The following is a 25792-nucleotide window of genomic DNA, read 5'->3' on the forward strand; positions in this document are numbered from 1 at the left end:
CGCACAAGACCATTTCGCTTTCGGCGACGCTTGGGCAATATGAAGGTGAATGCGGCCCATCAGCGCCGGGAGAAAATGAAATGCAGAATGATCCGCGCTCGCACGGGTTGTATGAAAAGACAGCACCGCCGCCGCCTGTCACCGTCCCGCTCAAAGGCGATGCGCGCGCCGATGTGGTGATCGTCGGCGCGGGTTACACCGGCCTGTCCGCCGCGCTCCATTTGGCGGAAAAGGGCGTGAAGGTGACCGTGCTGGAAGCCGTTGAGGCGGGCTTCGGCGCATCGGGGCGGAACTCCGGCCTCGTCAATGCCGGCATGTGGGTGATGCCGGAAAATCTTCCCGGCGTTCTCGGCAAGGAACATGGCGAGCGTCTGCTGGCACTGCTGGGCAATGGCCCGGCCTTGGTGTGGGAGATGATCGACAGGCATCACATCGCCTGCGAGGACGTGCGCAAGGGCACGCTGCATTGCGCGGTGGGCGAGCAGGGCCTGAGCGACATCCGCGAGCGGCAGCGGCAATGGAAGGCCTGGGGCGCGCCCGTTGAAGTTCTTGACGTCGATGAAGCCGCGCGCCGCATCGGCAGCAAGGCCTATGCAGGCGCGCTGCTTGATCTGCGCGCCGGCACCATCCAGCCGCTGGCCTATGCGCGGGGCTTGGCCCATGCGGCGGTGAAAGCCGGCGTCACGCTGCACACCCAAAGCCCGGTGATCGCAACCGAAGACGCGCAAGGCCAATGGAGGGTGCGCACGGCGGCGGGGTCTGTGAAAGCACCGTGGGTGATCGCCGCCACCGATGCCTATACGCAAGGGCCCTGGGGCGAAATCCGCCGCGAGCAGATTCATCTTCCCTATTTCAATCTCGCCACAGCGCCCCTGAGCGACAACATCCGCAAAAGCATCCTGCCCGGCGGCGAAGGCTGCTGGGATACGAAAGAAGTGTTGAGCTCCTTCCGCCTCGATGCGGCGGGCCGCCTGATTTTCGGCAGCGTCGGCGCGCTGCGCGGCACCGGCACCGCCATTCACCGGGCATGGGCCAGGCGGGCAATGCATCGCATCTTCCCGCAGATCGGCGATGTGCCGTTTGAAACCGAATGGTACGGCATGATCGGCATGACCGACAATCATCTGCCGAAGTTTCACCGCCTGGCGCGCAATGTGGTGGGCTTCTGCGGCTACAACGGCAGGGGCATCGCGCCGGGAACCGTGCTGGGCCGCGTGCTGGCAAAGCATGTGCTGGGCGAGATCGATGAGGCAGGATTGCCGCTTGCCGTCACCGCGCCGGAGCGGCCGTCATTTCCCGCTGTCCGCGAAGCCTATTACGAGGTTGGCGCGCAACTGGCGCATCTCGTCGATTCACGGTTTTAAGCCAAGCAATCCGGGCAGCACATCGGGCCAGCACTTGTCTTCCTTCGCCACCACGCGGAAGGCCTCCAGCGTTTCGGCATCGAGCATGGCGCGGTTGTAGAAATACATCGCCGCCGCGTAGCGCACCCGCCCGCCCTGCTCGGTCTGTGGCGGCGTTTGCAACAGCGCATATTGCAGGCGGTCTTCCGGCGTTTGCGGCGCGAGCTTCATGTGTTGGCCGCAATCGCCATCTGGATGTCGCGGTCGCGGCGCTTCTCCGCCCGGTTCAGCACCAGCCCGGCGATGGCGACGCCAATGCCGACGATCAGCACGATGAGCGAGCCCAGCGCATTGATGTCGGGCGTGACGCCAAGCTTCACCTTGCTCCAGATGAGCAGCGGCAGGGTGGTGGAGCCGGGGCCGGAGGTGAAGTTGGTGATCACCACATCATCAAGCGAAATCGTGAAGGCCAGGAGCCAGCCCGACAGGATGGCGGGCGAGATGATCGGCAGCGTCACGTCCTTCAGCACCTGCCAGGGCCGCGAGCCGAGATCGAGCGCCGCCTCCTCGACAGAGGCGTCCATGGAGGAAAGCCGCGATTGCACGATGGTGGCCACATAGGTCATCGAGAAGGTGATGTGGGCGATGGTGATGGTGGTGAAGCCCCGTTGCGCCGGCCAGCCGATCCATGACGCCATGAGAATGAACAGCATGAGCGAGGAAATGCCGGTGATGACCTCCGGCATGATGAGCGGCGCGCTGACGAGGCCTGAAAATAACGTCCGTCCACGGAATTTCTTGAACCGCGCCAGCGCCAGGCCCGCCATGGTGCCGAGGATGGTGGCGAAGGTGGCGCTGATGAGGCCGATCTCAAGCGACAGCAGCGCCGCCTTGATGATCTGGTCGTTCTGGAACAGCTTGCCGTACCATTGCGTCGAGAAGCCGCCCCATACCGTCGCCAGCCGCGAGCGGTTGAAGGAATAGACGATCATCGACAGGATGGGGATATAGAAGAAGGCGAGCCCGAAGCACAGGCAGGTGATGAGGAACATGGGCCTGCGGTTCATCGCGCCCCTCCGCCTTCCTGGGCTTTTCCTTCAAAGTGATTGTAGACCATCAGCGGCACGACGAGCAGCAGCAGCAGCGCCACCGCGACGGCGGAGGACATGGGCCAATGCCGGGCGGAGGAGAATTCATCCGAGATCACGCGGCCGATCATCGGGTCGGAGGCGTCGCCGACGAGGCTGGGGATGATGAGTTCGCCCGATGCCGGAATGAACACGAGGAGCCCGCCTGCGATGATGCCGGGAATGGAGAGCGGCAGCGTCACGTCCTTGAACACCTGCCAGGGCCTTGAGCCCAGATCCATGGCCGCTTCGTTCAGCGTCGTGTCGAGTTTTTCGAGATTGGCGTAGAGCGGCAGGATCATGAAGGGCAGGTAGGAATAGACCATGACGAGCACCACGGCGAAATTGGTGTTCATCATCGGAATGGAGGAGAGCTGCCAGTCTATGGGCGCGATCGAATTATAAAGCGAGGTGAGGCCGCGGTTGAACCAGCTGTTGCTGCCCATCAGCCCCATCCACGCATAGACGCGCAGCAGGAACGACGTCCAGAACGGCAGGATGACCAGCATCAGCAGGATGTTGCGCCATGATTTGCTGACCCGCGTGATGCCGAGCGCCATGGGATAGCCGACCAGCAGGCACAGCACCGTGGCCGTCAGCGCATTGCGCAGCGAAATGAAATAGGAGCGGATATAGATCGAATCCTGGAACAGCCGCGCGTAGTTCTCGAGAGTCACATAGGGCCAGTCCGGCAGATAGCCGACCGGTGGCGACGTGCTGGTGCGGATGCCGAGGCTCATTCCGAACACGATGATGAACGGCACCAGGAAGAAGGCGATGAGCCAGAGATAGGGCACATTGATGATGGTGCTGCGCCAGCCGCTGCGGTTGAACCAGCCCTTGAAGCCCATGCCGCTGGATGATCCGCTCACCGGCTCAGCCTTTCAGCGCGATGGCGGATTGGGGATCGAAGCTGATCCACACATCGTCTTCCCACTGCGCCACCCGCTCGCTCTCCGCCGCGCGGCGGGCGTTGACGCTGTTCACCATGACGAGCGTGCCGGATGGCATCTTCACCCGGTAAAGCGAATCCTTGCCGAAATAGCCGAGGTCCTTCACCGTGCCGGAAAAGCTGTTGGGGCCTTTGGGGCGCGAACGCGAAATGGTGATTTTCTCGGGCCGCACGGCAATTGAGATCTTGGTGCCCGCAGAAAGCGAGTCAGCGGCGGGCACCATGATGGGGCCGCCGAGCTGCGCGATCTGCACCGTCGCCACATCACCGGAGGTTTTGGTGACTTCGCCGTCGAACATGTTGATGGAGCCGATGAAGCCGGCCACGAAGGTGCTGTTGGGATATTCGTAGATGTCAGTGGGCGTGCCGACCTGCTTGATCTTGCCATGATCCATGACGGCGATGCGCGAGGCGAGCGTCATCGCCTCTTCCTGGTCATGGGTGACGACCACGAAGGTGATGCCGGTCTTCTCCTGGATGGACATGATCTCGAACTGCGTGTGTTCGCGCAGCTTCTTGTCGAGCGCGCCCAGCGGCTCATCGAGCAGCAGGAGTTTCGGCTGCTTGGCGAGGGCGCGGGCCAGCGCCACGCGCTGCCGCTGGCCGCCCGACAATTGATGCGGCTTGCGGCCCGCGAAGTCGGTGAGCTTCACGAGGTCGAGCATCTGCTTCACGCGGTCGGTGCGCTGGGCGGAGGTCATGCCGTCATGCTTGAGGCCGTAGCCGACGTTCTTTTCCACGCTCATGTGCGGGAACAGCGCGTAGGACTGGAACATCATGTTGACGGGCCGGTCATAGGGCGGAATGCCCGCCATGTCCTGCCCGTCGATGAAAATCTTTCCCGCCGTCGGCGCTTCAAACCCCGCCAGCATGCGGAGCAGCGTGGTCTTGCCGCAGCCGGAGCCGCCGAGAAGGGCGAAGAGTTCGCCCTTCTCGATATTGAGGCTCACATCGTCCACCGCCTTGAAGGTGCCGAACGACTTGCTGACGTTTTCGATGCGGATCAGGGGCCCCGCGCCGCCCTCGCTGGGCATCCCCGGTCAGCCTGACTTGATCGTCTGCCAGGCCTTGGTGATGGCCCGGTCCTGCTCTTCATTGTAGGGCTTGGGCGCCCACATGCGCGAGATCGTCTCGGCATCAGGATAGACGGCCGGATCGGCGAGGACCGCCGGATCGACGAAGGGCTTCGACGCCAGATTGCCATTGGCATAATTAGTGAAGTTGGTGCACTTGGCGATCACTTCCGGCTGCAGCATGTAGTCGAGGAACTTGTAGGCATTCTCCTTGTGCGGAGCGTCCTTCGGGATGCACCAGTTGTCGACCCAGGCGGGCGCGCCCGTCTTCGGCACGAAATAGGCGAGGTTGATGTCAACGCCCGCGTCCTTGGCGCGCGACTTGGCGGTGGCGTAGTCGCCCGACCAGTCGTTGACCACGCACAGTTCCTTGTTGGGAATGGCGTTGAGGTAATTGGTGTTGTCGAAAGTCTTGATGTATTTGCGGATCGGCTTGAAGGCCGCGACCACTGCGTCGTAATCGGCGACATTGGTGGTGTCGCCATCCTTGCCGAGATAGCGCAGCACGGCGGGAACGATGTCGCTCGGGCTGTCGAGAATGGAAATGCCGCAGTCGGCGAGCTTCGCCGCATTCTCCGGCTTGAAGATCAAATCCAGCGACGACATGTCGGCATCGGGGATGCGCTGCTTCACCATGTCGACATTGAAGGTGAAGCCGACCGAGCCCCACATATAGGGAATGCCGTATTCGTTGCCGGCATCCCAGCCGGAGAGGATGCGAAGCACTTCCGGGTCGAGGTTCTTCCAGCCGGGAAGCTTGCTCTTGTCGAGCTTGTCATAGACGCCGGCCTTGATGAAGCGCGGCATGTCGAGGCCGGCCTGGATCACCGCGTCATAGCCGGTGGAGCCGGCCAGCATCTTCGCCTGCATTTCCTCGGATGAACTGTAGGTGTCGTAGGTGACGGAGATGCCTGTCGCCTTCTGGAAATCTTCCAGCGTGGTCTCGCCGATATAGTCGGCCCAGTTATAGACATTGACCACGGCGTCATCGGCCTTGGCGCGGCGAACATAGGGCATTCCAAGCGCCACCGCGGCGCCCGCACTCAAGAGGGCTGATCGTCTCGTCAACTTCATCTGAACGTACTCCTGTCCGTTTCCTGCCTGTTTGCTTGGTTTCTTGTTGTTTTTCAATTTACCGAAGTTTCACGCAATGCCGCGTTGACCTGCTCCATCTCATCATCCTTCGGCGCTTTCTCGAGATTGAGAATGGGCAGGAACTTGCGCATCTGGTCGTGATGCGCGCGCACCCCGCGCTCGAGGTCAGAGAGATGGAAATTGTCGAAGGCGGATGATTTCATGGATTCATTCGACCAGATCGAAAGCTGAGTATCTTCCTGGTAGGTGTCGCGGTCAATGCGGAAGGAGAGATAGCGGGCCACCTTCTGTTCGCGCGTTTCCTCGGGGCGGCGATAGGTCATCGACCGGATGACCGAGCTTTGCGGGCCCTTCGGCAATTCCTGATAGAACTGGATGGTTTCCGGCGTCGTCACGATCACGCCATTGGGGAACAGCCCGTAATAGGACCAGACGCGGCGCAGGTTTTCCGGCAGCCAGTCCGGCCCGCCCGCCAGCTTGACATAGTTCCGCACGCTCCACGTGCGCCCGGCATGGGCATTGAATGTGCCCTTGGCGCAGTTGAGACCATCGTCCAGCAGCGTGTCCACATAGCTGGCGCCATAAAGATCCTGCAGGCCCGGATGCGCCATGGGGACGTGATAGCCCTCATTGTCGACATCGCGCACCGACTTCCAGTTGACGGGAAGGGTGGTGCTCCAGATCTTTCCGGTCGGCACCATCTCCTCCGGGCGATAGGCGGCGATCTCCTCGGCGAAGGGCTTCATGTATTCGGCCATGCCGGGCTGCGGGCCGGGGCGGAAGCGCACGAAGACGAAGCCCATCCACACGTCCGTTTCGACCGGCTTCAGGCCGAACTGCGAACGGTCCATGCCGACATAGGAATTGGGCCGCGCCGCGCCGCGCAACGTGCCATCGAGATTATAGACCCAGCCATGGAACGGGCAGACCATGGCATTCTTGCAATGGCCGCTGACACCCACGACGACGCGCGAGCCGCGGTGGCGGCAGAGGTTATGGAAGCCGCGGATGACGCCGTCATCGCCGCGGATCACCACGGCGCGCTCATGGGCGATGTCGAAGGTGAGATAGTCGCCCGTCTTGGGGATGTCGTTCACATGGCCCACGATCTGCCAGTGCGACAGGAACAGTTCCTGCGTCTCGAGCTTGAGCAGCGCCTCATTGTGATAGGTCCAGCCGGGGAGGCCGCGGCGGTCCCAGTCATTGGCGGCGGCGAGGTTTGCGTCTTCGAGTTTCATGGGGTGTGTCCTGTGGTTTTGTCCGCGCGGGCGCGGACCCAGTTCTGAAAACGGTGAACGTCATATTCCTGCGGCATGAGGCGGCCGGACGTGTAGGCGGAGGATTTGAGCCCGCGCTGGTTCATCTCGCAGGCGGCACCATCCTCCACCATCACGGTGGTGGCGAAATCGGTGACATTGGCGAGATCGAAGCCGGGGGCGGACAGCGTGTCCGGCATGAACAGCCATTCCGCCGTGAGCCGCGTGCGTTCCGGCCCCAGGGGCTCGAGCGACACGGCGCGCACATAGTCGATATGCGCCACGGCATACATGGTGGGGAGCAGGGTGACGAAGGTCTGGCCGCGCGCCGTTTCGTCTTCCGTCAGTCCACGGAAGATTGGGCCGCAGGGCGCGCCGTTCACCGTCCAGGTGCGGGCGCCGGTGCGGAGATGTGTGCCCGCCTCCTGCGAGGGTTGCCAGTCCGGCGCCTCATTGCTCGCCATATATCCCTTGGCATAGACCGGCACCATGTCGCAGAGCGAGGGATGAATGCCCGGGCAATGCAGGCATTCATTGTAGTTCTCCCAGAAGATTTTCCAGTTGCAGGCAATCTCCTTCACCATGCGGTGGCCGGTGACGAGGTCCGCCATGGGCCAGTTGTCGAGCGCGTTGGAGCCGAGATCGGGCACGCCATCGAAATCCGGCGCATCGCTGCTGAGGCAGACAAACAGAAAGCCGTTCCACTCCTTCACCTGAACGGGGAAAAGGCCATGCTCTTCCTTGCGGAAATCCGCCGTCTCCGACACGAAGGGCGTGCGCACCAGCCTGCCCTGAAGATCATAGGACCAGGCGTGGTAGGGGCAGGTGATGAGGCGGCTTTTGAGCTGCGTCTCTTCGCTTGCGCAGAGTTCCGCCCCGCGATGGCGGCAGGTGTTGTGGAAGCAGCCGATGGTTCCGTCGCGGTCCTTGGTGAGAATGAGGTTCTGGCCCGCCACGGTGAGGCGGCGCACCGTCATCGGCTTCAGATCATTGGCGCGGCCGGCGTAAATCCAGTTGCGCGCCCAGATGGCCTGAAGCTCCTGGGCATAATGGCGTTCGTCATAATACCAGGCGGCGGGCAGCGTGTCCGGGCAATGGTCCAGCAAGGGCGAACCGGCGGGAAGCCTCGAAATGTCGTTCATCGCGCATGCCTTCCGTGGGTGGGTATCGCTGCCGTGCGGCCAAATCTGGCTTGATTTTGACTGACGTGTCAATCAAAATGAGTCGGAAGAGGCGGTAAGCCGCCTCACAAAGCCGTGTTTCCGGTTATTACGTGTTATAGAACAATGGCTTGAACAGGTTTGATTCGATGGACAGCAAGGTCAGCCCGCCCCCCTCCCGCAAGGCCAGCCGCGAACACCGCCGCCAGCAAATGATCGAGGCGACCATCGAGACGCTGGCCCGCAAGGGCTTTTCCCAGACCACCATGACGGATGTGGCGGCGATTGCCGGCGTTTCCCACGGTCTCGTAAACTTTCATTTCCAGACCAAAGAGAAGCTCCTCACCGATACGCTGCTCTATCTCTCCGATGAATATACGGCCAATTGGCGGGAGGCCCTGGAGAAAGCCCCGGAAAGCCCGGCGGAACGCATCAACGCCCTGATCCTCGCCGATTTCAACGACCGCATCTGCACGCCCGACCGCCTGAGCGCCTGGTGCGCCTATTGGGGGGAATCGCAAAGCCGCCCGCTCTATCAGCAGAACTGCGCCGCCAATGACGATGCCTATGCCGAGATGCTGGAAGGCCTGTGCCGGAAACTGGCGGAGGAAGGCGGCTATGCCGTCAATGCGGCGCGTGCCGCCCGCATCATCCGCGTGGTGACGGAAGGCACCTGGCTCGACATGATGTCGATGGTCGATCCCTATAGCCGGGATGAGGCGCTGAAAACCGTCTATGCCGCGACGGCGTCCCTGTTCCCCCGCCACTTCGATGACAACGGCCTGATTTAGTTCCACAAGAGACAGGCATGGCGGCCATGCACATTCCATGCTGTTCTCTCATCCCCCGCGGTGGCATGGCTCGCCTCTTCCCATGAGCACAGAACAGACCAAAGGGCCGATGGCCCATTCCGATATCCGCGTCATCGTCATTGGCGTGGGCGTTGCCATGTTTCTGGGCGCGCTGGACCAGACCATCATCGCCACGGCGCTTCCGACGATTGCCAGGGAGATCGGCGATTTCCGCAACATCTCCTGGGTGGCCAGCATCTATCTCTTGACCGCCACGGCGGTGACGCCGCTTTACGGCAAGTTCAGCGACATTCACGGCCGCCGCGTCACCCTGCTGATGGGCATCATCGTCTTCGTGGTGGGCTCGATTGCCTGCGCGCTGGCGCCCTCCATGCTGGTGCTGATCGCCGCGCGCGCCATTCAGGGGCTGGGCGGCGGCGGCCTGATCTCGCTGGCCCAGACCATCGTGGCCGACATCGTGGCGCCCAAGGAGCGCGGCCGCTACCAGATCTATTTTGCCAGCGTGTTCCTGCTGGCCAGCCTGCTGGGGCCGACGCTGGGCGGCTTTTTCGCCGAGCACCTGCACTGGACGCTGATCTTCTGGATCAACGTGCCGCTTGGCCTCGCCGCGTTTTTCATGAGCAACAATGCGCTGAAGCGCCTGCCCCGCCATGAGCGCCCGCACAAGCTCGACGTGCTGGGCGCGGTGCTGATCGTCGTGGCCACCATCACCCTGATGCTGGCGCTGCACCTGGGCGGCGTAGATTATCCCTGGGGCTCCACCCAGATCCTCGGCCTTTTCGGTCTTTCGCTGATCTTCTGGGTGGGCTTCGTGGCGCGCATCCTGTCGGCGGAGGAGCCGCTGATCCCGCTCGAGATCCTGCGCAATCCCGTCGTCTCGATGGGAACCGGCGCCGCCTTCTTCGCCATGGGCACCTATATCGCCATCTCGATCTATATGCCGCTCTATTTCCAGTCTGTGCGGGGCCTGAGCGCGTCGGCCTCCGGGCTGTCGCTGATCCCTTTCATGGTGGGAACGGTGATGGGCGCGACGATTTCCGGCCAGCTCATGGGCCGCATGACGCATTACAAGCGCATTCCCGTGGTGGGATTGTTTGTCTCGACGCTCGGCGCGCTGCTTCTTACCTTCGCCAGCGGCAAGATGAACCTCGTGGCCTTTGAACTCGTCACCGGCATCATCAGCATCGGGCTTGGCACCGTGCTGCCCACCAGCACGGTGGCGATCCAGAACGCGGTGGAGATGCACCAGCTTGGCACGGTCACCGGCACGATGAATTTCTTCCGCCAGCTCGGCAGTTCCATTCTCGTCGCGGTGTTCGGCATGATCCTGCTGAGCGGCGGCAGCGCGGAAGCGGGCATTTCGCCTGCCGATATTCCGGCCGATGCCTTCTTCTATATGTTCCTCACCATGTCGGCGGGCTTCGCCATCGCCTTCCTGTTCATTCTGGGGATGAAGGAGCAGCCGCTGCGCTCCAGCGCCCGGCATGCGGCGGAGGCGGTGATCGTTGACTGAGGGAGACGGGGCCTTGCCGCCGCTCCCGCGAGCGCCCATTTTTCGCGCATGACCAAACTCTCCGTTCTCGACCTCGTTCCCGTGTCCGAAGGCAAGACCATCGCTGATGCCTTTGCGAATGCGCGGAGCCTGGCCCGCCATGCCGAGGCTCTGGGCTACACCCGATTCTGGATGGCCGAGCACCACAACATGGTGGGCATTGCCAGCGCTGCCACGGCGGTGGCGATCGGCAACATCGCCGGACATACGAAGACCATCCGCGTGGGGGCAGGCGGCATCATGCTGCCCAACCATGCGCCGCTGGTGATCGCCGAACAGTTCGGCACGCTGGAGACGCTCTATCCCGGCCGCATCGACCTGGGGCTGGGCCGGGCGCCCGGCACCGACCAGCGCACCATGATGGCGCTTCGCCGCAACATGTCGCCCGCCGATACATTCCCGCAGGATGTGGTGGAATTGCAGGCGCTGCTGGGACCGCTGCAGGAAGGCCAGAAGGTGCAGGCGGTGCCCGGCACCGATACCAATGTGCCGATCTGGATTCTGGGCTCGAGCCTTTATGGCGCGCAGCTGGCGGCGCTGCTGGGCCTGCCCTATGCCTTCGCCTCGCATTTCGCGCCCTCGGCGCTCGATGATGCGCTTTATTTATATCGCGACCGCTTCGAGCCCTCCGAACGCAACCGATCCTCCTATGCCATGGCGGGGGTGAATGTGATCGTGGCGGAGACCGATGAAGAGGCGCGCTATCTTTTCTCGTCCCTGCAGATGCGTTTCGCCGACATGGTGCGCGGCGCGCGCGGCTTTCTGAAACCGCCCATCGATGACATCGAGACCTATTGGACCCCCGCGGAAAAGGCTCAGGCTTCGGCCATGCTCTCCTGTTCTTTCGTGGGATCGCCCGAGACGGTGAAGCGCGGGCTTGGGGCCTTCATCGCCCGCACCGGCGTTGACGAGCTGATGGTGGCGACGGCAATCTATGACCATGCGGCGCGGCTCAAATCCTATGAGCTGTTGGCAGGCCTTGGCCTTCAGGAGACACCATGACCCATATGGCGGCGGAAGCCCGTGAAGCCCCCGCTGCCGTGGCGCGTTTCCTGAACCGCAACTCAGAAGCCCTTGCTGAACTGGGCGTTGAATTGCGCCGCACCCCGCCGCCCGTCATCCTCACCTGCGCGCGCGGCAGCTCCGACAATGCGGCGGGCTATTTCAAATATTTGACCGAGATTTTGCTGGGTGTGCCCTGCGCATCGGTGGGGGCCTCCGTGGTGTCCGTCTATGGCGCTCATCTCAAAGCCCGAGCTGCGCTGGCGCTCACCATTTCGCAATCCGGCCAGAGCCCCGACATCGTGGCCTTGCAGGAGGGTGCGAAACAGGGCGGTGCGCGCACCGTGGCGCTTGTCAATGCGGAAGACTCGCCCGCCGCGCGGGAAGCTGATCTGTTTCTGCCGCTCTGCGCCGGTGCCGAGCGCAGCGTGGCCGCCACCAAATCCTTCATCGTCTCCTGCGTGGCGGGGGCCGCCATCGCAGCGCATTGGGCCGATGACACACGGCTGATTGAGGCAATCGGGAATTTGCCCGAAACCCTGTCGCACGCGGCTGACATCGAATGGCCGGGCTTTGAAACTTTCGCCGGCGACGGCTCGCTGTTTGTGCTGGGGCGCGGGCCGTCCTATCCCGTCGCACAGGAAATTGCCCTGAAGCTGAAAGAGACGTCTGCGCTTCATGCCGAAGCCTATTCGCCCGCCGAAGTGATGCACGGTCCGTGGGAACTGGTGGAGGCCGGTTTTCCCGTGCTGGCGCTTGCCCCTGATGATGCTGCACGGGGGCTCACCCATGCGGCGGCGACGAAAATGCGCGAGGCGGGAGCGGCGGTGCATCTGGTGGATGGGGCTGATCTTCCCTTTGCCGCCACCGGCCATCCGCTGCTTGATCCCCTCTCCATGGCGCTCACCGCCTATCTCGCCATCGAGAGGCTGGCGCGGTCTCTCGGGCGTGACCCCGACAAGCCGCGCCGCCTGAAAAAAGTGACGGAGACGGTTTAATGGCGCGCATGGAAATCGAATATCTGGGCAAGCCCGAAATCGACGCGCTGGCGCTGACCAATGACGAGATTCTCGACGCCATCGAACTGGGTCTGATCGCCGCCGGAAACGGCCAGACGGTGATCGAACCGCGCATGCATCTCACACCGGATCCCGCCTTCAACGGCCACTTCAATGTGCTGAGGGGGTATGTTGCGCCGCTGGGGCTTGCCGGCGTCAAGATCGTTGGCGACTATGTTGACAATTACAGGCAGGGCCTGCCGTCTGAACTGGCGCTGCTCAATCTTTTCTGTCCGCGCACCGGGGCGCCGAAGGCGGTGATTGATGCCTCCGGCATCACCGACATGCGCACCGGCGCTCTAACTGCGCTCGGCGCGAAATGGCTGGGGCCGCGCCATCCGAAAATTCTGGGCCATGTCGGCACGCGCGGCACGTCCTACTGGAACATCCGGTTGCTCGATCATCTCTTCAACTTCGAGGAAATCCGCGTTCATTCCCGAAGGCCCGAAAGCCGCGATGCCTTCGCGGAACGTCTGTCGCGCGATCTGGGAAAGCCGGTGAAAGCCACGGCGGACTGGCGGTCATGCCTCGAAGGCGCTGACATCATGGTGGAGGCGACGAGGCTTTCTGAACCCACCCCGATGTTTGATCGCGCCTGGGTGAAGCCTGGAACGCTGGTGATCCCCTATGGCACCATGAGCGCGCTACCGCTCGACTTCACCGATAGCTTTGACAAATTCGTGATGGACGATCTGGGCCAGATGCGCGCCGGACACCTGGGGGCACTCCGCCCGCACATCAATGCGGGCAAGATCAGCGAAGCGAGCTTCTATGCCGAGATCGGCGAAATCGCGGCGGGAAAGAAGCCGGGCCGCGAGGCTGATGCCGAGACGATCCTGTTCTGGCATCGCGGCATGTCGACGGGCGACATCGCGCTGGGCGCCGCCATTCTGGAAAAAGCGCGCGCCAAAGGGCTGACACAGAACCTCCTGTACCGAGATGGTTGACGGGCCTTGCCTTCCGCCACCGTCTCTGCAAGCTAGCGGCAAAGCAACCTCTCGGAAGGATAATCCCATGCAGGCCCTGGTGCTGGAGCGCGTCGGCGAACTCACGCTGCGCGACATCGACTTGCCGCAAACCGTTGGCCCCGATGATGTGAAGATCGCCCTGCACACGGTCGGCGTCTGCGGCAGCGACGTGCATTATTATACGCATGGCGCCATCGGCGATTACATCGTGAAGGCGCCCATGGTGCTGGGCCATGAGGGCGCGGGCACAGTGGTTGAAGTAGGACGCAATGTCACCACGCTGAAAGCGGGTGACCGCGTGTGCATGGAGCCGGGCATTCCCGATCTCTCCTCGCGCGCTTCGAAGCTTGGAATTTATAACGTCGATCCCGCCGTCACCTTCTGGGCGACGCCGCCGGTGCATGGGATTTTAACGCCCTTCACCGTGCATCCCGCCGCCTTCACCTACAAGCTGCCCGATAATGTGAGCTTTGCCGAGGGCGCGATGGTGGAGCCTTTCGCGGTGGGCATGCAGGCGGCGGCGCGGGCCCGCATCGTTCCCGGTGACGTGGCCGTGGTGACGGGCTGCGGCACCATCGGCATCATGGTGGCGCTGGCGGCGCTGGCGGGCGGCTGCAGCAAGGTGATCGTTTCCGATGTGAGCGCCGAGAAGCTGAAGATCGCCGGCGGTTACGCAGGGATTGTGCCGGTGAATGTGCGCGAGAAAAATCTGCTCGATGCCGTGAAGGCCGAAACCGATGGCTGGGGCGCCGATGTGGTGTTCGAGGCGAGCGGCAGCCCGAAGGTCTATGAAGACCTGCTGCGCGTGGTGCGCCCCGGCGGCGCTCTTGTGCTGATCGGCCTGCCGCCCGACAAGGTTTCGTTCAACGTCAACGCCGCCATCGCGCGCGAGGTGCGGATCGAAACCGTGTTCCGCTATGCCAATGTGTTTGACCGCGCGCTGGCGCTGATCGCCTCGGGCAAGGTCAATCTGAAGCCGCTGATTTCCGAGACCTTTGCGTTCAAGGACAGCATTGCCGCCTTCGAGCGCGCCGCCAAGGGTTTGCCGACCGACATCAAGCTGCAGATCAGGGTCTCACCGGAGAAGGCGTGACGGCGATGGAGGCCGTTCCGGGATTCACGGAGCTTGTCTCGCGCATCAGGGCGCTTGAGGGATCACGGGTGATTGTCGCCGTGGCAGGCCCGCCAGGCGCGGGCAAGTCCACGCTGGCCGAAGCACTGGCCGCATCGCTTGGGAAGGCCGAGGTGATCCCCATGGATGGCTTTCACTATGATGATGCGGTTTTGAACGCCCGCGGCCTGCTGAGCCGCAAGGGCTCGCCGCCCACCTTTGACGCTTTGGGGTTGCGGCATCTGCTGATGCGTCTCCGCGCCAATGACGAATCGGAAGTTGCGATCCCGGTCTTCGACCGCGATCTCGAGATTTCCCGTGCCGGAGCGCGCATCGTTCCGGCTTCCACGCGCATCCTCATCGTTGAAGGAAATTACCTGCTGCTGCGGCAAGCGCCCTGGGAGTCCCTCGCGCCCTTCTTCGGCCTGACGGTGATGCTGCGTGAGCCGCGCGATGTGATCGAACGCCGCCTCATGGCGCGCTGGTTCGCCCATGGCTTCGATGAGGCAGGTGCGCGCGCCAAGGTGGAAGGCAATGACATGCCCAACGCCGATCTGGTTCTCACGCAAAGCCGGGCGGCCGATGTGGAGCTTTCCTCTCAGAGCGGAAACAGCGGTTCCGGCAAGCCCTCCACGTCTGCGCGGTAGTGGAACACGCTGCCGCTCAGCGGATATTTTTTTGAGATGTCCGGCGAGAGCCCTTCATTGGCGGTGGTGATGTAGAGGTCGCGCAGATCCTTGCCGCCGAAGCACACGCTGGTGACATGGCCCGAGGGCACATGCAGGGTCATCAGCTTCTCGCCTTTGGGGCTCAAGCGGATGACGCGCGCCGCCGCCCATTGCGCCGTCCAGATGCAGCCTTCGGCATCCACGGTCAGGCCGTCGGGCACGCCTTCTTCTTCCGTATAGCGCGCGAAGACCTGGCGGTTGGCGGGGGCGAGGCTGTCTTCTGAAATCTCGTAGACGAAGGTTTGATAGTTCACGCTGTCGTTGAAATACATGAGCCGGCCATCGGGCGAAAAGGCAGGGCCGTTGGAGACGGGAAAGCCCACATCGCCAAGCTGCCATGCCGCACGGTCCTTCACGCACCACAGCGCGCCGCGCGGATCACGCTCCAGCGCATGCGAGCTTCCTGCCCACAGCCGCCCGAAACGGTCGCATTTGAGATCGTTGAAAATGATCTCATGGCGGCCCTGTTCGGGATTGCACCACGGCGTGACGGACATGGTGTTGAGGTCAACGAGGCGCAGGCCATCACGCGCCAGCAGGATGAGCTTATCGGGATCGGTGGTGGCGGCGGCGGAGCCGATGGGCGGGGCCAGATCGAGCGGCGTATGCTGGACCGCCGATCCCGGCGATGCCTGAAACAGGCCGGGATCGAGCAGGTCGGTCCAGTACAGGCATTGCCGTGCCGCGTGCCAGAGGATCGATTCCCCCAGCCGGTGCGAGGCTTTGAAGAGAAGTTCTGCTTCAGCGTTTTTTGTCATCCTAGGCCAGCCTGTAAGTGCGGATTGCCGTATCGCGGTAAAGCTTGCGCTGCTCGGATTCGCTTGCGCCCGAAATCACATCGTCGATGATTTCGACCCATTGCGGATAGGTGTGTGTCAATTCCGAAACCGTCCAGTCGCTGCCATACATTACGCGGTCGAAGCCGAAGCAGTCGATCACATGCGCCACATAGGGCTTTACGTCTGCGGGCTTCCACGACGCGTGGTTCGCTTCCGTCACCACGCCGGAGACCTTGCACACCACATTGGGATAGGAGGCGAGTTCCTTGATCTGCGCCCACCAGGGCTCCCGCAACCCGTTCCTGATGTCGGGCTTGCCGATGTGATCGAGCACGAAGGAGACTTCGGGGCAGCGCTTCACCAACTCGATGGCATAGGTCATCGCCCAGTGCTTCACGCAGATGTCGAAGGTGAGATTGTGTTTCGGCAGCAGCCTGAGGGCGAGCAAAAAGTCAGGTTCGAGGCAGAAGGCGGGGTTGCGCTCGGTCTCGATCAGCCGCCGGATGCCATGCACGCGCGGGAATTTCTTGAGCGCCGCAAGATCGGGCGCGATGGCGAGGCCTTTCTCCAACGGCAGATGCGCGATGATGCTGGCAAGGCGCGGATCGGCGTCCGCCATCTCGTCCACGAATTCCACTTCCTTGAGATGCAGTCCCGGATCGACGGCCACTTCGGCGAAGACGAATTTCTCGATCTCGACAGTCTGCCGCGCGGCATCCAGATCCTTCACCAGATAGGTGCGGTTGATTTTCGGAACATTGGAGAGCCAGCCATAGCTGAGCCGCTTCACGTCATAGAGATGGACGTGGGAGTCGATGATGGGAAAATCCGGCATGAAAGTCTCCTAGTTGAATTCACGGATCACGGAGGCGCGTGTCAGATCGGTCACGCGGGCCGCGCCCATCAGCGTCATGGCCCGCGCGATGTCGCGCTTGAGAATGTCGAGCATGTGCGAGACGCCATCTTCTCCGGCGACCGCGAGGCCCCAGAGCTGCGGCCTTGCGATGAGGCAGCAGGCAGCGCCCATGGCCAGCGCCTTCACAACGTCGGTGCCGCGCCTGATACCGCCATCCATCAGCACCGGCATTTTGCCCTGCACCGCATCGGCGATGGCCGGAAGCGCCGCGATTCCGGACGCCGCGCCATCAAGCTGCCGCCCACCGTGGTTCGAGACGATCACCGCATCAACGCCATGCTCAAGCGCCTCGCGCGCTTCCGCCGGGTGCAGCACGCCTTTGAGGATCAGCGGCCCTTTCCACACCTTGCGAAGCTGGTCGACGTCGCGCCACGACATGGTGGGATCGAGAAGCCCCGCCATCTGCTTGGCCATGCTTGTGATGTCGCTGGGTTGGCCCTCGCGCAGATAATTGCCGAAGGTGATCCGGGAGAGTTCTGGCCGCATGCGCATGAGCCAGCCAAGCTTCGTGGCCATGGCGGCAAGGTCCTGCGGTTTGAATTTCGGCGGGATGGTGAAGCCGTTGCGGATGTCGCGCTCACGGTTGCCCAGCACCTGATTGTCGGTGGTCAGCACCAGCGCGTCGAAGCCCGAGGCCTGGGCACGGCGGGCAAGCTCCTCGGTGAAGCCACGGTCGCGGTAGACGAATACCTGCATCCAGCGGGGCGTGGATGATGCTGGCAAATCTTCCAGCCGGCACACCGAGCCATGGCTCAGGCAATAGGCGGTGCCGGCCTTCGCCGCTGCTTGTGCGGCAGCCTGTTCGCCCTGGGGCCACATCAATCCGGCAAGGCCCGTTGGCCCGATCATCACCGGCATAGAGATGCGTTTGCCGAAGAGATCGATGGAAAGATCGGGGACACCAGGGCCGTTGAGCGGGCGGGGCAGAAGGGTGATGCGCTGGAAATCGCTTTCATTGCGCCTGAGCGTGGTTTCGTCTTCCGCCGCGCCATCGGTGAAATCGAACACCGGCTTTGGCAGGGCGCGGCGCGCCGCCTTCCGCAGTTCCGCGATGTTGTAACATGTCTCGCGCCAGCCCATGCCCGCCCGCCTGAAAATGCCCGGCGGCATATAGCCATTTCGGCGGGGCCGTGCCTAGGATGATCTCAAAACCGAATGGGAGCCCTGCCATGATCACCGATCCACCGCTGCTGAAAATCCGCGCGGGATTTCCGCGGCCCTCCGCCGAAACAGTGCGGCAGTTCTCCGGCGCTATGACCGGCCATCTGGTGGATGCGATGGGCGGCAGCGGCGCGCTGGACTGGCGCATCAAGCCGCTGGCCGGAAGGCCGCAAGCCTTCTGCGGGGTGGCGGTGACCTGCGATTGCGGGCCTTCCGACAATCTGGCGCTGTTCGGCGGGCTGGATGTGGTGAAACCCGGCGACGTGTTGATGGCCGCGACGGGAGGCTACATGGCCGCCGCGGTGACCGGCGATCTTCTGGCGGGCATGGCGAAGAACTGCGGCGCCGCAGCGCTCGTCACCGATGGCGTGGTGCGCGATGTGGCGGGCCTTCTCGATGTGGGGCTGCCCGTCTATTGCGCCGGGGTTTCGGCCAATTCCCCCGCGCGTAATGGCCCTGGCACAGTGGGGCTTCCGGTGATGATCGGCGGCGTTTCGGTGTCGCCGGGCGATATCGTGGTGGGCGATGGCGATGGCGCGGTGGTTGTGCCGCTTTCGCAAGTGGATCAGGTGCTGGCGAGGCTGGTGCGTATCCGCGCCGCCGAAGCCGCACTGGAGGCAAAGGTAAAGGCGGGGCTTCGCATCCCGGAGTTCATCACGTCGATCCTGTCGTCGAACCGCGTGGAGCGCCTCGGCTAATTGGGCTGTTGCGCATTGCGCCCGAAGACATAGGCGCCCGCCCCCAGAATGAGCGCAATGCCGGCAATGGTCCAGCCATCCGGCACATCATGGAACACGAGGATGCCGAACAGCACCGCCGACAGGATCTGGAAGTAGGTAAAAGGCGTCAGCACATTGGCGGGCGCCAGCGCAAAGGCGCGGGCGAGGAAATATTGCGCCACGCCAAAGGCGGCGCCCAACGCCAGCAGCACCAGCCAGCCGGAGAGGGAGGGCGGCCGCCAGTCCGCGATGGCCAGCGGCAGGGAGACGAGCGTGCCGACGAGCAGGGTCCATGCCAACGTCGTGGCGGGCGCTTCACCCGCCGCACCCAGGCTGCGGCTGAACAATTGCAGCAGCGCATAGAAGACCGCCGCCAGCGCCGGATAGACCGTATATTGCGACAGCGCATCAAAGCCGGGCCGCGCCACCATGATGACGGCGAGGAAGCCGATCGCCACGCCGATCCAGCTTGAGGCCGTCACCCGTTCGCCCAGCATCCAGCCCGACAGCGCCACCACGAAGAACGGCCCGGCAAACAGGATGACGGTGGCTTCCGCCAGCGGCAGATGGCGCACCGCGAGGATCATCAACCCGCCGACGCAGAGCGGTGTCAATCCGCGGATGATCTGCAGCACCGGGCGCTGCGTGGCGAACAACGGCTTCCACTTCCGCGGGCCGAAGGCCGCCAGCATCACCATGAGAGCGGGGGCATAGCGGGCCAGCACGATCTGCCCGAAGGAATGATCGTTCACCAGCACCTTGCTTAACCCGTCCACCGCCCCGAAACAGCCGACCGCCGCGATGAGCAGCAGGATGCCCAGGGTTTTCTGCGTGAAAACAAAGCGCATGGTGATTCTTTCTGTCCGCCCGCAGGAGGTTTGGCATGTCGGCATGGAACTGTCACGGCGCCGGTTTGCACGGATGAGGAAATTGCTTTATCGCCGCATGGATTTGCTTTCGGCAATGGACCATTTGATCTGATGCCCACCCACCCCAAGACTTCACCTTCTTCTCTTTTGCGCAACGAATGGTTCCTGGCCATTGGCATCGTGACGGGCGCCATCTTTTATTTTTACACCGATTGGCTGGTGGGCGACCTGAGCAACCCGTTGTGGCTGGGCATTGTGTCCGTGTGGCTGTTCGGGGCCATTCTCGGATCGGCATTGTGCGTGGTGCGCCATGCCGACGCCGTGGCTGACAGGCTGGGAGAGCCTTATGGCACGCTGGTTCTGACGCTTTCCATTACTTCGGTCGAGGTGTTGAGCATCTCCGCCATCATGATGCATGGCGGCAGCAACCCCACGCTGGTGCGCGACACGCTGTTCTCGGTCATCATGATCATATTGAACGGCATGGTGGGACTTGCCCTGCTGCTGGGGGCACTTCGCCACAAGGAGCAGTTTCACAACCTGCAAGGGGCCAACGCCTATCTGGGCGTCATCATCCCGCTGGCGGTGCTGAGCCTTGTGCTTCCCGATTATACGCGCTCCGATACGGGATCGACCCTCTCGCCGTTGCAGCAGATCATCCTCGTCCTGATGACGGCTGGGCTTTATGCCATCTTCCTGATGCTGCAAACCGGGCGGCACCGCGGCTACTTCGTTCCCGAAGGTGAAGCAGCCCATGAAGAAGTGGAGGCGAGGGACGTGTCTGTCCCGCTCCTGCCGCATGCGATTTTGCTTCTCGCCTATATCGGCATCGTGGTGTTTCTCGCCGAGGAGTTCGCCAAGCCCGTGGACTTCCTGACGGAAACGCTGGGCGCGCCCATGGCGCTGGGTGGCATCATCATCGCCGTGCTGGTGGCAACGCCCGAGGCGATTGGCGCCATCAAGGCGGCGATGGCCAATCATTTGCAGAAATCGGTGAATATTTTTCTGGGCTCGGTGCTGTCGACCATCGGCCTCACCGTGCCGGCCATGCTGCTGATCGCAAGGCTGACCGGCCATGAACTGACGCTGGGGCTGGAGCGCACCGATCTGGTGATGCTGCTGCTGACGCTGGCCTCCAGCGTCGTCACCTTTGCCAGCGGCCGCACCAACATGCTGCAAGGCGCGGTTCACATGCTGCTGTTCTTGCTGTTCCTGCTGCTGATCTTTCAGGGATAGCCGGATCAGCTTTCCGCCTGCGGCACGGGCTTTGTCTTTTCGCTGCGCGAGAAGATTTCGCTGGCCCTGGCAAACAGCACATAAAGTCCGGGGATCAGGAAAATGCCGATCACCGTGGCCGCCAGCATGCCGGCGACAACCGTGGCGCCAATCGACACGCGGCTGGCGGCACCCGCTCCCGAGGCGATAACCAGCGGCACCGCGCCAAGGATGAAGGCGATGGCGGTCATCAGCACGGCGCGGAAACGCATGTGGCCGCCGTCGACCGCCGCATCGACAAGCGGCTTGCCCGCCTCATGGGTTTCCTTGGCGAACTCGACGATCAGGATGGCGTTCTTGGCGGCGAGGCCGATCAGCAGCACGAGGCCGATCTGCGCATAGATGTTGAGGCCGAGCCCGATGATGCGGATGCCGATGATAGCGCCCAGAATGGCGACGGCGACGGAGGTGATGACTGCGAAGGGAATGGCCCAGCTCTCATATTGCGCCACCAGGAAGAGATAGCCAAAGATGATGGCAAGCGCGAAAACGATCAGTGTCTGCCCGCTGGCGATGGCCTCCTGATAGGAGAGCCCCGACCATTCGAAGGCATAGCCCTGCGGCAGTTGGGTTTTGGCAAGTGCCGTCAATGCGCTCATCGCCTGGCCTGACGCAACGCCTGTGGCAGCCTGTCCGTTGATGGTGGCCGATGTGAACTGGTTGTAGCGGTTGAGCAGGGTGGGCTGCAGCCGTGTCTCGACGGTTGCCAGCGCGCGCACCGGCACCATGGCGCCGGTTGAACTCCGCACATAGAGATTGAGGATGTCATCAGCCGAACGCCGGAATTGCTGGTCGGCCGCGAGATTGACCTGATAGACCTGCCCCATGATGTTGAAGTTGTTGATGAAGGACGAGCCAAGCTGCGACTGCAGCGTGGAGAAGATCGACGACACCGGCGCCTGAAGCCGCTGCGCGCTGACCCTGTCGATGTTCAGGTAATAGCCCGGCACATCGGCGGAGAAGGTGGAGTAGGCCGAGCCGATGGAGGGATCGCCATTGGCCGCCACCACGAAGGAGCGCATGACCTGCGCCAGCTCCTGCGGCGATTGCCCGCCCAGCGCTTCCAGGCGGAAATCAAATCCCTCCGCCGTGCCAAGGCCGGGTATTGCCGGCGGTGGAAAGGCGATGACATTGGCGGCCCCCAGTTGCCGGAAAGCGGCGCTGAGCTTTCCATAGATGCCGCGCAGCCCCGTGTCCGCCGTCTTGCGTTCATCCCATGGCTTCAGCACCACGATGGCAAGGCCGCTGTTCGGCTGGCTGGCGCCGCTCAAAAGACTGTAACCGGAAATGGTGACGACATTCGCAACGCCATCGGTTTTGCGCGCGATGTCGCCGATCTGATTCAATACCTCCTGCGTGCGCGGCAGTGACGCCGCATCGGGCAGTTGCGCGTTGACGAACAATACGCCCTGATCTTCCGTGGGGATGAAGGCGGTTGGCGTTTTGCTGAACATCCAATAGGCGCCTCCGCCTGCCAGCAGCACCAGCAAGCCGGCGATGAGAGAGCGGCGCGCCAGCAGGCCCGTGACATTTGAATAGCCATTGCGCGTCTTGTCGAGGCCGAGGTTGAACCAGCGGAAAGGCCCGCGCGCCTGGCGCGGCGGCCTGAGGAAGATGGCGCACAAGGCCGGGCTCAGGGTCAGCGCATTGATGGCCGAGAGCGTGACGGAGGCGGTGATGGTGACGGCGAACTGCCGGTAAAGCTGGCCGGTGATGCCGGGCAGGAAGGCCACCGGCAGGAACACCGCCAGCAGCACCAGCGTGGTCGAGACGATGGGCCCCGTCACCTGCCGCATGGCCTGGCTTGTGGCGTCCACGGCCGAAGTGCCGGGATGCTCTTCCATGATGCGCTGGACATTTTCGACAACCACGATGGCGTCATCCACCACAAGGCCGATGGCGAGGATGAGCGCAAACAGCGTGACGGTATTGGCGGAATAGCCGAGCGCCAGCATGATGGCGAACACGCCGATGAGGCACACCGGAATCGTGAAAGCGGGAATGAGCGTGGCGCGCCAGTCCTGAAGAAAGATATAGACCACGGCCAGCACGATGATGCCCGTCAGCGCCAGCGTCAGCACGATCTCATGCACGGTGGCGCGCACGAAGTCCGTCGAGTCGTAGACCACCTCATAGGCCACGTCGCTGGGGAAACGGCTCTTCAGATCCTCAAGTTCGGCATGCACGGCCTTTGACACGCCAAGCGCATTGGAGCCGGGGGTCTGGTAAATGGCGATAGTGGCGGCGGGCTTGCCGTTCAACTGGCTGATGGATGTATAGTTTTTGGCGCCGAGATCGACGCGGGCGATGTCCTTGACGCGCACCAGCCCGCCATCGGCATTGGTCCTGACGATGATGTCGCCGAACTGCTCGGGCGAACTCAGAAGCCCGAGGGCCGAAATCGAATATTGCAGCACCTGATTGTCCGGAATGGGCGGTGCGCCGATGAGGCCCGCCGCGGCCTGCACATTCTGTTGCTGGATGGCATTGGAGACATCATCGGCGGTGATCGCCAGAGCCGCCATGCGGCGGGGATCAAGCCACACGCGCATGGAATATTCGAGCGGTCCCATGAGCGAGGCCGCGCCCACGCCCGAAACGCGCGACAGCGGATTGACGACATTGATCTGCGCATAGTTGGAGAGGAACAGCCCGTCGCGGCTGCCGTTCGGCGAATAGACATTGGCGACGATGAGGAAGTTCGGCTGCTGGGCGCGCACATTGACGCCGAGCTTGGTAACGGCGGCGGGCAATTGCGGCGTGGCCAGCGCCACGCGGTTCTGCACATCGACCTGCGCGATGTCGGCATCGGTGCCCACGGCAAAGGTGACGGTGAGCGTGTAGGTGCCGTTCGAACTGGTGGTCGAGGACATATAGAGCATGCCTTCGACGCCGTTGACTTGCTGCTCGATCGGCGTGGCCACCGTATCGGCCACCGTCTGCGCATCGGCACCCGGATAGCTGGCCGACACCTGCACGGTGGGCGGCGTGATGTCGGGATATTGCGCGACGGGAATGTTCACCAGCGCAATGGCGCCAGCCAGCGTCATCAGGATGGCGATGACCATCGCCAGGCGCGGGCGGTGGATGAAAATGTCGGAAAACATGGCGCTCAGTTCCCCTGCGCCACGGGCTTCACCACAATGCCGGCCTTGATCTTCTGGATGCCGGAGACAATGACGATTTCGCCATTGGCTAGCCCTGACGTCACGGCCCAGTCGGTGCCCACACGGGGGCCAAGGGTAACGCGGCGGATCACCGCGTGATTGGCGTCATCCAGCACGAAGACATAGGGCCCCTGCTGGTCCTGCTGCACGGCGGGCGCGGGAACGACGGGAAGCGGAGCAGCATTGGCGGCCTTCACAGTCACCGTTACGAACTGCCCCGGAACGAGCTGCAATTCGGGATTGGCGAATTCCGCATAGACGGCAATCGTGCCCGTGGTGGGATCGATGGAGTTGTCGAGAAAGGTGATCCGCCCCTCGTTCTTATAGGGCGTGCCATCCGGCAGGATGAGATGCGGAACATAATCGGCATTCTCGCCCGCGGTGAACCCGGTGTCGCGCGGCTTCAGCGCATCGACCACTTTCAGATAGTCGCGGTCGGAAATCGAAAAGGCCACGCGGATCGGATCGGTCTGCACCACAGTGGCCAGCACGCCCGTATTTGGCGAGACAAGATTTCCCACCGTCACCTGTGCCTTGCCGATGCGGCCTGAAATGGGCGTGGTGATCTGCGTGTAGGAGAGATTGAGCTGGGCCGTCTTGATCTGCGCCTGTGCCTGGGCGATCTGCGCCTGCGCCTGCTCAACGGTTGCCTTGGCGGCGTCGCGGTCGGCGGTGGCCTGATCCACCTGCGACTGCGACACGGTGTTGGTCTTGAACAGCGTGAGCTGCCGCTGCAGCGTGATCTCCGCCTGCCTGAGATTGGCTTGCGCCCCGGCTTCCGTGGCCTGGGCCGCCTGCAACGTGGCCTGGGCGCCATCGAGGGCGGCCTGATAGGTGTCTTTCTCGATGGTGAAGGCCGTGCTGCCGGCTTTCACGAAGCCGCCTTCCTGAAAATCGATCGAGTCGAGGAAACCTTCGACCCGCGCCGTGAGGCCGACCTTTTGCAATGCCTGCACCGTGCCGACGAACTGGCTGCCGGTGTTGACGTCGCTCAGCCGCACGGCCGCCGTTTCAACGGTGGGCGGGGGCGCGTCATCCGCGAAGGCCGGGCCGAGGACGCTGACTGAGCAGGCAAAAACGGCAGTCAGCAGGAAACGACGAGTTGATCGCACGGCTTGACCCTCCAGCACCCGGGAAAACTTTAGGGGGGATTTTGCGGCGGCGCAATCGCGCTCAGTCAGCATCCGGCATGGCGACGAAGATCAGCACGCCCAGAATGGTGATGAAATCCCGGAAGGCGGAGTCCTCTCCATTCCAGCTTTGCGATTGCCACATGCCGAACCATTCGCCACCCATTGACTGGAAGGCCACCTGCCACAGCAGGAACCCGAAGGTGAGGCCGGCAATGGCCCAGTGCTTGGAGAGATTGAAGGCGGCGGCGGGGCGGGAAACATTGCTCAACATCCTGAACGCGCCGATCCAGCACAGGATGGCCGTCAAAGTTTCAGACACGATGATGAGAATATAAAAAGCCTGATGCAGGGCCGGGCTGGTGATGGCGCGGTACTTGATGGCGGAATCCGGAAAAATCGTATCCATCAGCAGCACATGGTTCACAAAGGCGAGATTGGTGCCGTAATCGGTGATGTTGCCGAAGGCCACGAGGCTGGCGAAGAAGGCGATCGCCGCCACCATGGCGATCTTGCACAGGCGCACGATCATCGATGCA

At 62.8% G+C, this 25792-nt stretch carries 24 protein-coding genes; 10 read left to right on the forward strand and 14 right to left on the reverse strand.

The features are described 5' to 3' along the window. Positions 1-80 precede the first annotated feature (80 nt). The gene (locus tag QM694_RS14650) at positions 81-1364 is read left to right on the forward strand and encodes an NAD(P)/FAD-dependent oxidoreductase (protein ID WP_415007660.1); all 1284 of its coding nucleotides are present in this window, start codon (positions 81-83) and stop codon (positions 1362-1364) included. Here the strand turns inward: QM694_RS14650 and QM694_RS14655 are convergent. The 7 genes from QM694_RS14655 to QM694_RS14685 are packed head-to-tail and all read right to left on the reverse strand — an operon-like array spanning position 1353 to position 7988. Next, positions 1353-1574, reverse strand: a complete 222-nt coding sequence (locus QM694_RS14655; protein WP_415007661.1) for a hypothetical protein — start codon at positions 1572-1574, stop codon at positions 1353-1355. The genes QM694_RS14650 and QM694_RS14655 overlap by 12 nt on opposite strands. Further along, the gene (locus tag QM694_RS14660; RefSeq protein WP_415007662.1) at positions 1571-2410 is read right to left on the reverse strand and encodes an ABC transporter permease subunit; all 840 of its coding nucleotides are present in this window, start codon (positions 2408-2410) and stop codon (positions 1571-1573) included. The genes QM694_RS14655 and QM694_RS14660 overlap by 4 nt, the downstream gene beginning before the upstream one ends. Then, positions 2407-3342: an ABC transporter permease gene (locus tag QM694_RS14665; protein ID WP_415007663.1), complete on the reverse strand. Its 936-nt coding sequence runs from the start codon at positions 3340-3342 to the stop codon at positions 2407-2409. The genes QM694_RS14660 and QM694_RS14665 overlap by 4 nt, the downstream gene beginning before the upstream one ends. 4 nt (positions 3343-3346) lie before the next feature. Further along, the gene (locus tag QM694_RS14670; RefSeq protein WP_415007664.1) at positions 3347-4456 is read right to left on the reverse strand and encodes an ABC transporter ATP-binding protein; all 1110 of its coding nucleotides are present in this window, start codon (positions 4454-4456) and stop codon (positions 3347-3349) included. A 6-nt stretch (positions 4457-4462) separates the two neighbouring features. Then, positions 4463-5569, reverse strand: a complete 1107-nt coding sequence (locus tag QM694_RS14675; protein ID WP_415007665.1) for a polyamine ABC transporter substrate-binding protein — start codon at positions 5567-5569, stop codon at positions 4463-4465. Positions 5570-5622: 53 nt separating this feature from the next. Next, the gene (locus QM694_RS14680) at positions 5623-6828 is read right to left on the reverse strand and encodes an aromatic ring-hydroxylating oxygenase subunit alpha (RefSeq protein WP_415007666.1); all 1206 of its coding nucleotides are present in this window, start codon (positions 6826-6828) and stop codon (positions 5623-5625) included. Continuing rightward, the gene (locus QM694_RS14685) at positions 6825-7988 is read right to left on the reverse strand and encodes an aromatic ring-hydroxylating oxygenase subunit alpha (RefSeq protein WP_415007667.1); all 1164 of its coding nucleotides are present in this window, start codon (positions 7986-7988) and stop codon (positions 6825-6827) included. The genes QM694_RS14680 and QM694_RS14685 overlap by 4 nt, the downstream gene beginning before the upstream one ends. 167 nt (positions 7989-8155) lie before the next feature. Here QM694_RS14685 and QM694_RS14690 point away from each other — a divergent pair, with 167 nt between their 5' ends. The 7 genes from QM694_RS14690 (at position 8156) to QM694_RS14720 (ending at position 15156) form a co-directional block, all read left to right on the forward strand. Continuing rightward, positions 8156-8797: a TetR/AcrR family transcriptional regulator gene (locus QM694_RS14690; RefSeq protein ID WP_415007668.1), complete on the forward strand. Its 642-nt coding sequence runs from the start codon at positions 8156-8158 to the stop codon at positions 8795-8797. Between the two features lie 82 nt (positions 8798-8879). Then, positions 8880-10331, forward strand: a complete 1452-nt coding sequence (locus QM694_RS14695; RefSeq protein WP_415007669.1) for an MDR family MFS transporter — start codon at positions 8880-8882, stop codon at positions 10329-10331. A 48-nt stretch (positions 10332-10379) separates the two neighbouring features. Next, entirely contained in the window at positions 10380-11372 is a 993-nt protein-coding gene (locus QM694_RS14700) for an LLM class flavin-dependent oxidoreductase (protein ID WP_415007670.1), read from the forward strand. Continuing rightward, positions 11369-12370, forward strand: a complete 1002-nt coding sequence (locus QM694_RS14705; protein WP_415007671.1) for an SIS domain-containing protein — start codon at positions 11369-11371, stop codon at positions 12368-12370. Before QM694_RS14700 ends, QM694_RS14705 begins: the two co-directional genes overlap by 4 nt. Further along, positions 12370-13377: an ornithine cyclodeaminase family protein gene (locus tag QM694_RS14710; RefSeq protein ID WP_415007672.1), complete on the forward strand. Its 1008-nt coding sequence runs from the start codon at positions 12370-12372 to the stop codon at positions 13375-13377. Before QM694_RS14705 ends, QM694_RS14710 begins: the two co-directional genes overlap by 1 nt. 67 nt (positions 13378-13444) lie before the next feature. Next, complete coding sequence (locus QM694_RS14715) at positions 13445-14491, forward strand: NAD(P)-dependent alcohol dehydrogenase (RefSeq protein ID WP_415007673.1); 1047 nt, start codon at positions 13445-13447, stop codon at positions 14489-14491. Positions 14492-14496: 5 nt separating this feature from the next. Then, a complete protein-coding gene (locus QM694_RS14720; RefSeq protein ID WP_415008642.1) occupies positions 14497-15156 on the forward strand; it encodes a nucleoside triphosphate hydrolase in 660 nt (219 codons plus the stop codon). Here the strand turns inward: QM694_RS14720 and QM694_RS14725 are convergent. The 3 genes from QM694_RS14725 to QM694_RS14735 are packed head-to-tail and all read right to left on the reverse strand — an operon-like array spanning position 15108 to position 18012. Beyond that, positions 15108-15995, reverse strand: a complete 888-nt coding sequence (locus QM694_RS14725) for an SMP-30/gluconolactonase/LRE family protein (protein WP_415007674.1) — start codon at positions 15993-15995, stop codon at positions 15108-15110. The two genes, QM694_RS14720 and QM694_RS14725, sit on opposite strands and share 49 nt — an antisense overlap. A 1-nt stretch (position 15996) precedes the next feature. Beyond that, entirely contained in the window at positions 15997-16851 is an 855-nt protein-coding gene (locus QM694_RS14730; RefSeq protein WP_415007675.1) for an amidohydrolase family protein, read from the reverse strand. 9 nt (positions 16852-16860) lie between these two features. Then, positions 16861-18012, reverse strand: coding sequence for an alpha-hydroxy acid oxidase (locus QM694_RS14735; protein ID WP_415007676.1), 1152 nt, complete (start codon positions 18010-18012; stop codon positions 16861-16863). A gap of 89 nt (positions 18013-18101) precedes the next feature. On the opposite strand from QM694_RS14735, the gene QM694_RS14740 reads away from it, so the two are divergent. Continuing rightward, on the forward strand, positions 18102-18791 hold the full coding sequence (locus tag QM694_RS14740; protein ID WP_415007677.1) for an RraA family protein: 690 nt from the start codon (positions 18102-18104) through the stop codon (positions 18789-18791). Here the strand turns inward: QM694_RS14740 and QM694_RS14745 are convergent. Continuing rightward, positions 18788-19660: a DMT family transporter gene (locus QM694_RS14745; protein ID WP_415007678.1), complete on the reverse strand. Its 873-nt coding sequence runs from the start codon at positions 19658-19660 to the stop codon at positions 18788-18790. The two genes, QM694_RS14740 and QM694_RS14745, sit on opposite strands and share 4 nt — an antisense overlap. A gap of 132 nt (positions 19661-19792) precedes the next feature. Between QM694_RS14745 and QM694_RS14750 the strand changes: the two genes are divergently transcribed. Next, a complete protein-coding gene (locus QM694_RS14750) occupies positions 19793-20917 on the forward strand; it encodes a calcium:proton antiporter (RefSeq protein ID WP_415007679.1) in 1125 nt (374 codons plus the stop codon). Between the two features lie 5 nt (positions 20918-20922). Here the strand turns inward: QM694_RS14750 and QM694_RS14755 are convergent, their stop codons facing one another. The 3 genes from QM694_RS14755 to QM694_RS14765 all read right to left on the reverse strand — a co-directional run bounded on the left by QM694_RS14755 (position 20923) and on the right by QM694_RS14765 (position 25785). Then, positions 20923-24063 carry an efflux RND transporter permease subunit gene (locus QM694_RS14755; protein ID WP_415007680.1) on the reverse strand — a complete coding sequence of 1047 codons (3141 nt, stop codon included), beginning with the start codon at positions 24061-24063 and terminating at the stop codon, positions 20923-20925. Between the two features lie 5 nt (positions 24064-24068). Then, entirely contained in the window at positions 24069-25235 is a 1167-nt protein-coding gene (locus QM694_RS14760) for an efflux RND transporter periplasmic adaptor subunit (protein ID WP_415007681.1), read from the reverse strand. A gap of 61 nt (positions 25236-25296) precedes the next feature. Beyond that, positions 25297-25785: a DUF2165 family protein gene (locus QM694_RS14765; RefSeq protein ID WP_415007682.1), complete on the reverse strand. Its 489-nt coding sequence runs from the start codon at positions 25783-25785 to the stop codon at positions 25297-25299. Positions 25786-25792: the final 7 nt, after the last annotated feature.

It is taken from the genome of Aestuariivirga sp. (assembly GCF_047602625.1).
In the GTDB taxonomy this organism is placed as follows: Bacteria; Pseudomonadota; Alphaproteobacteria; order Rhizobiales; family Aestuariivirgaceae; genus Aestuariivirga.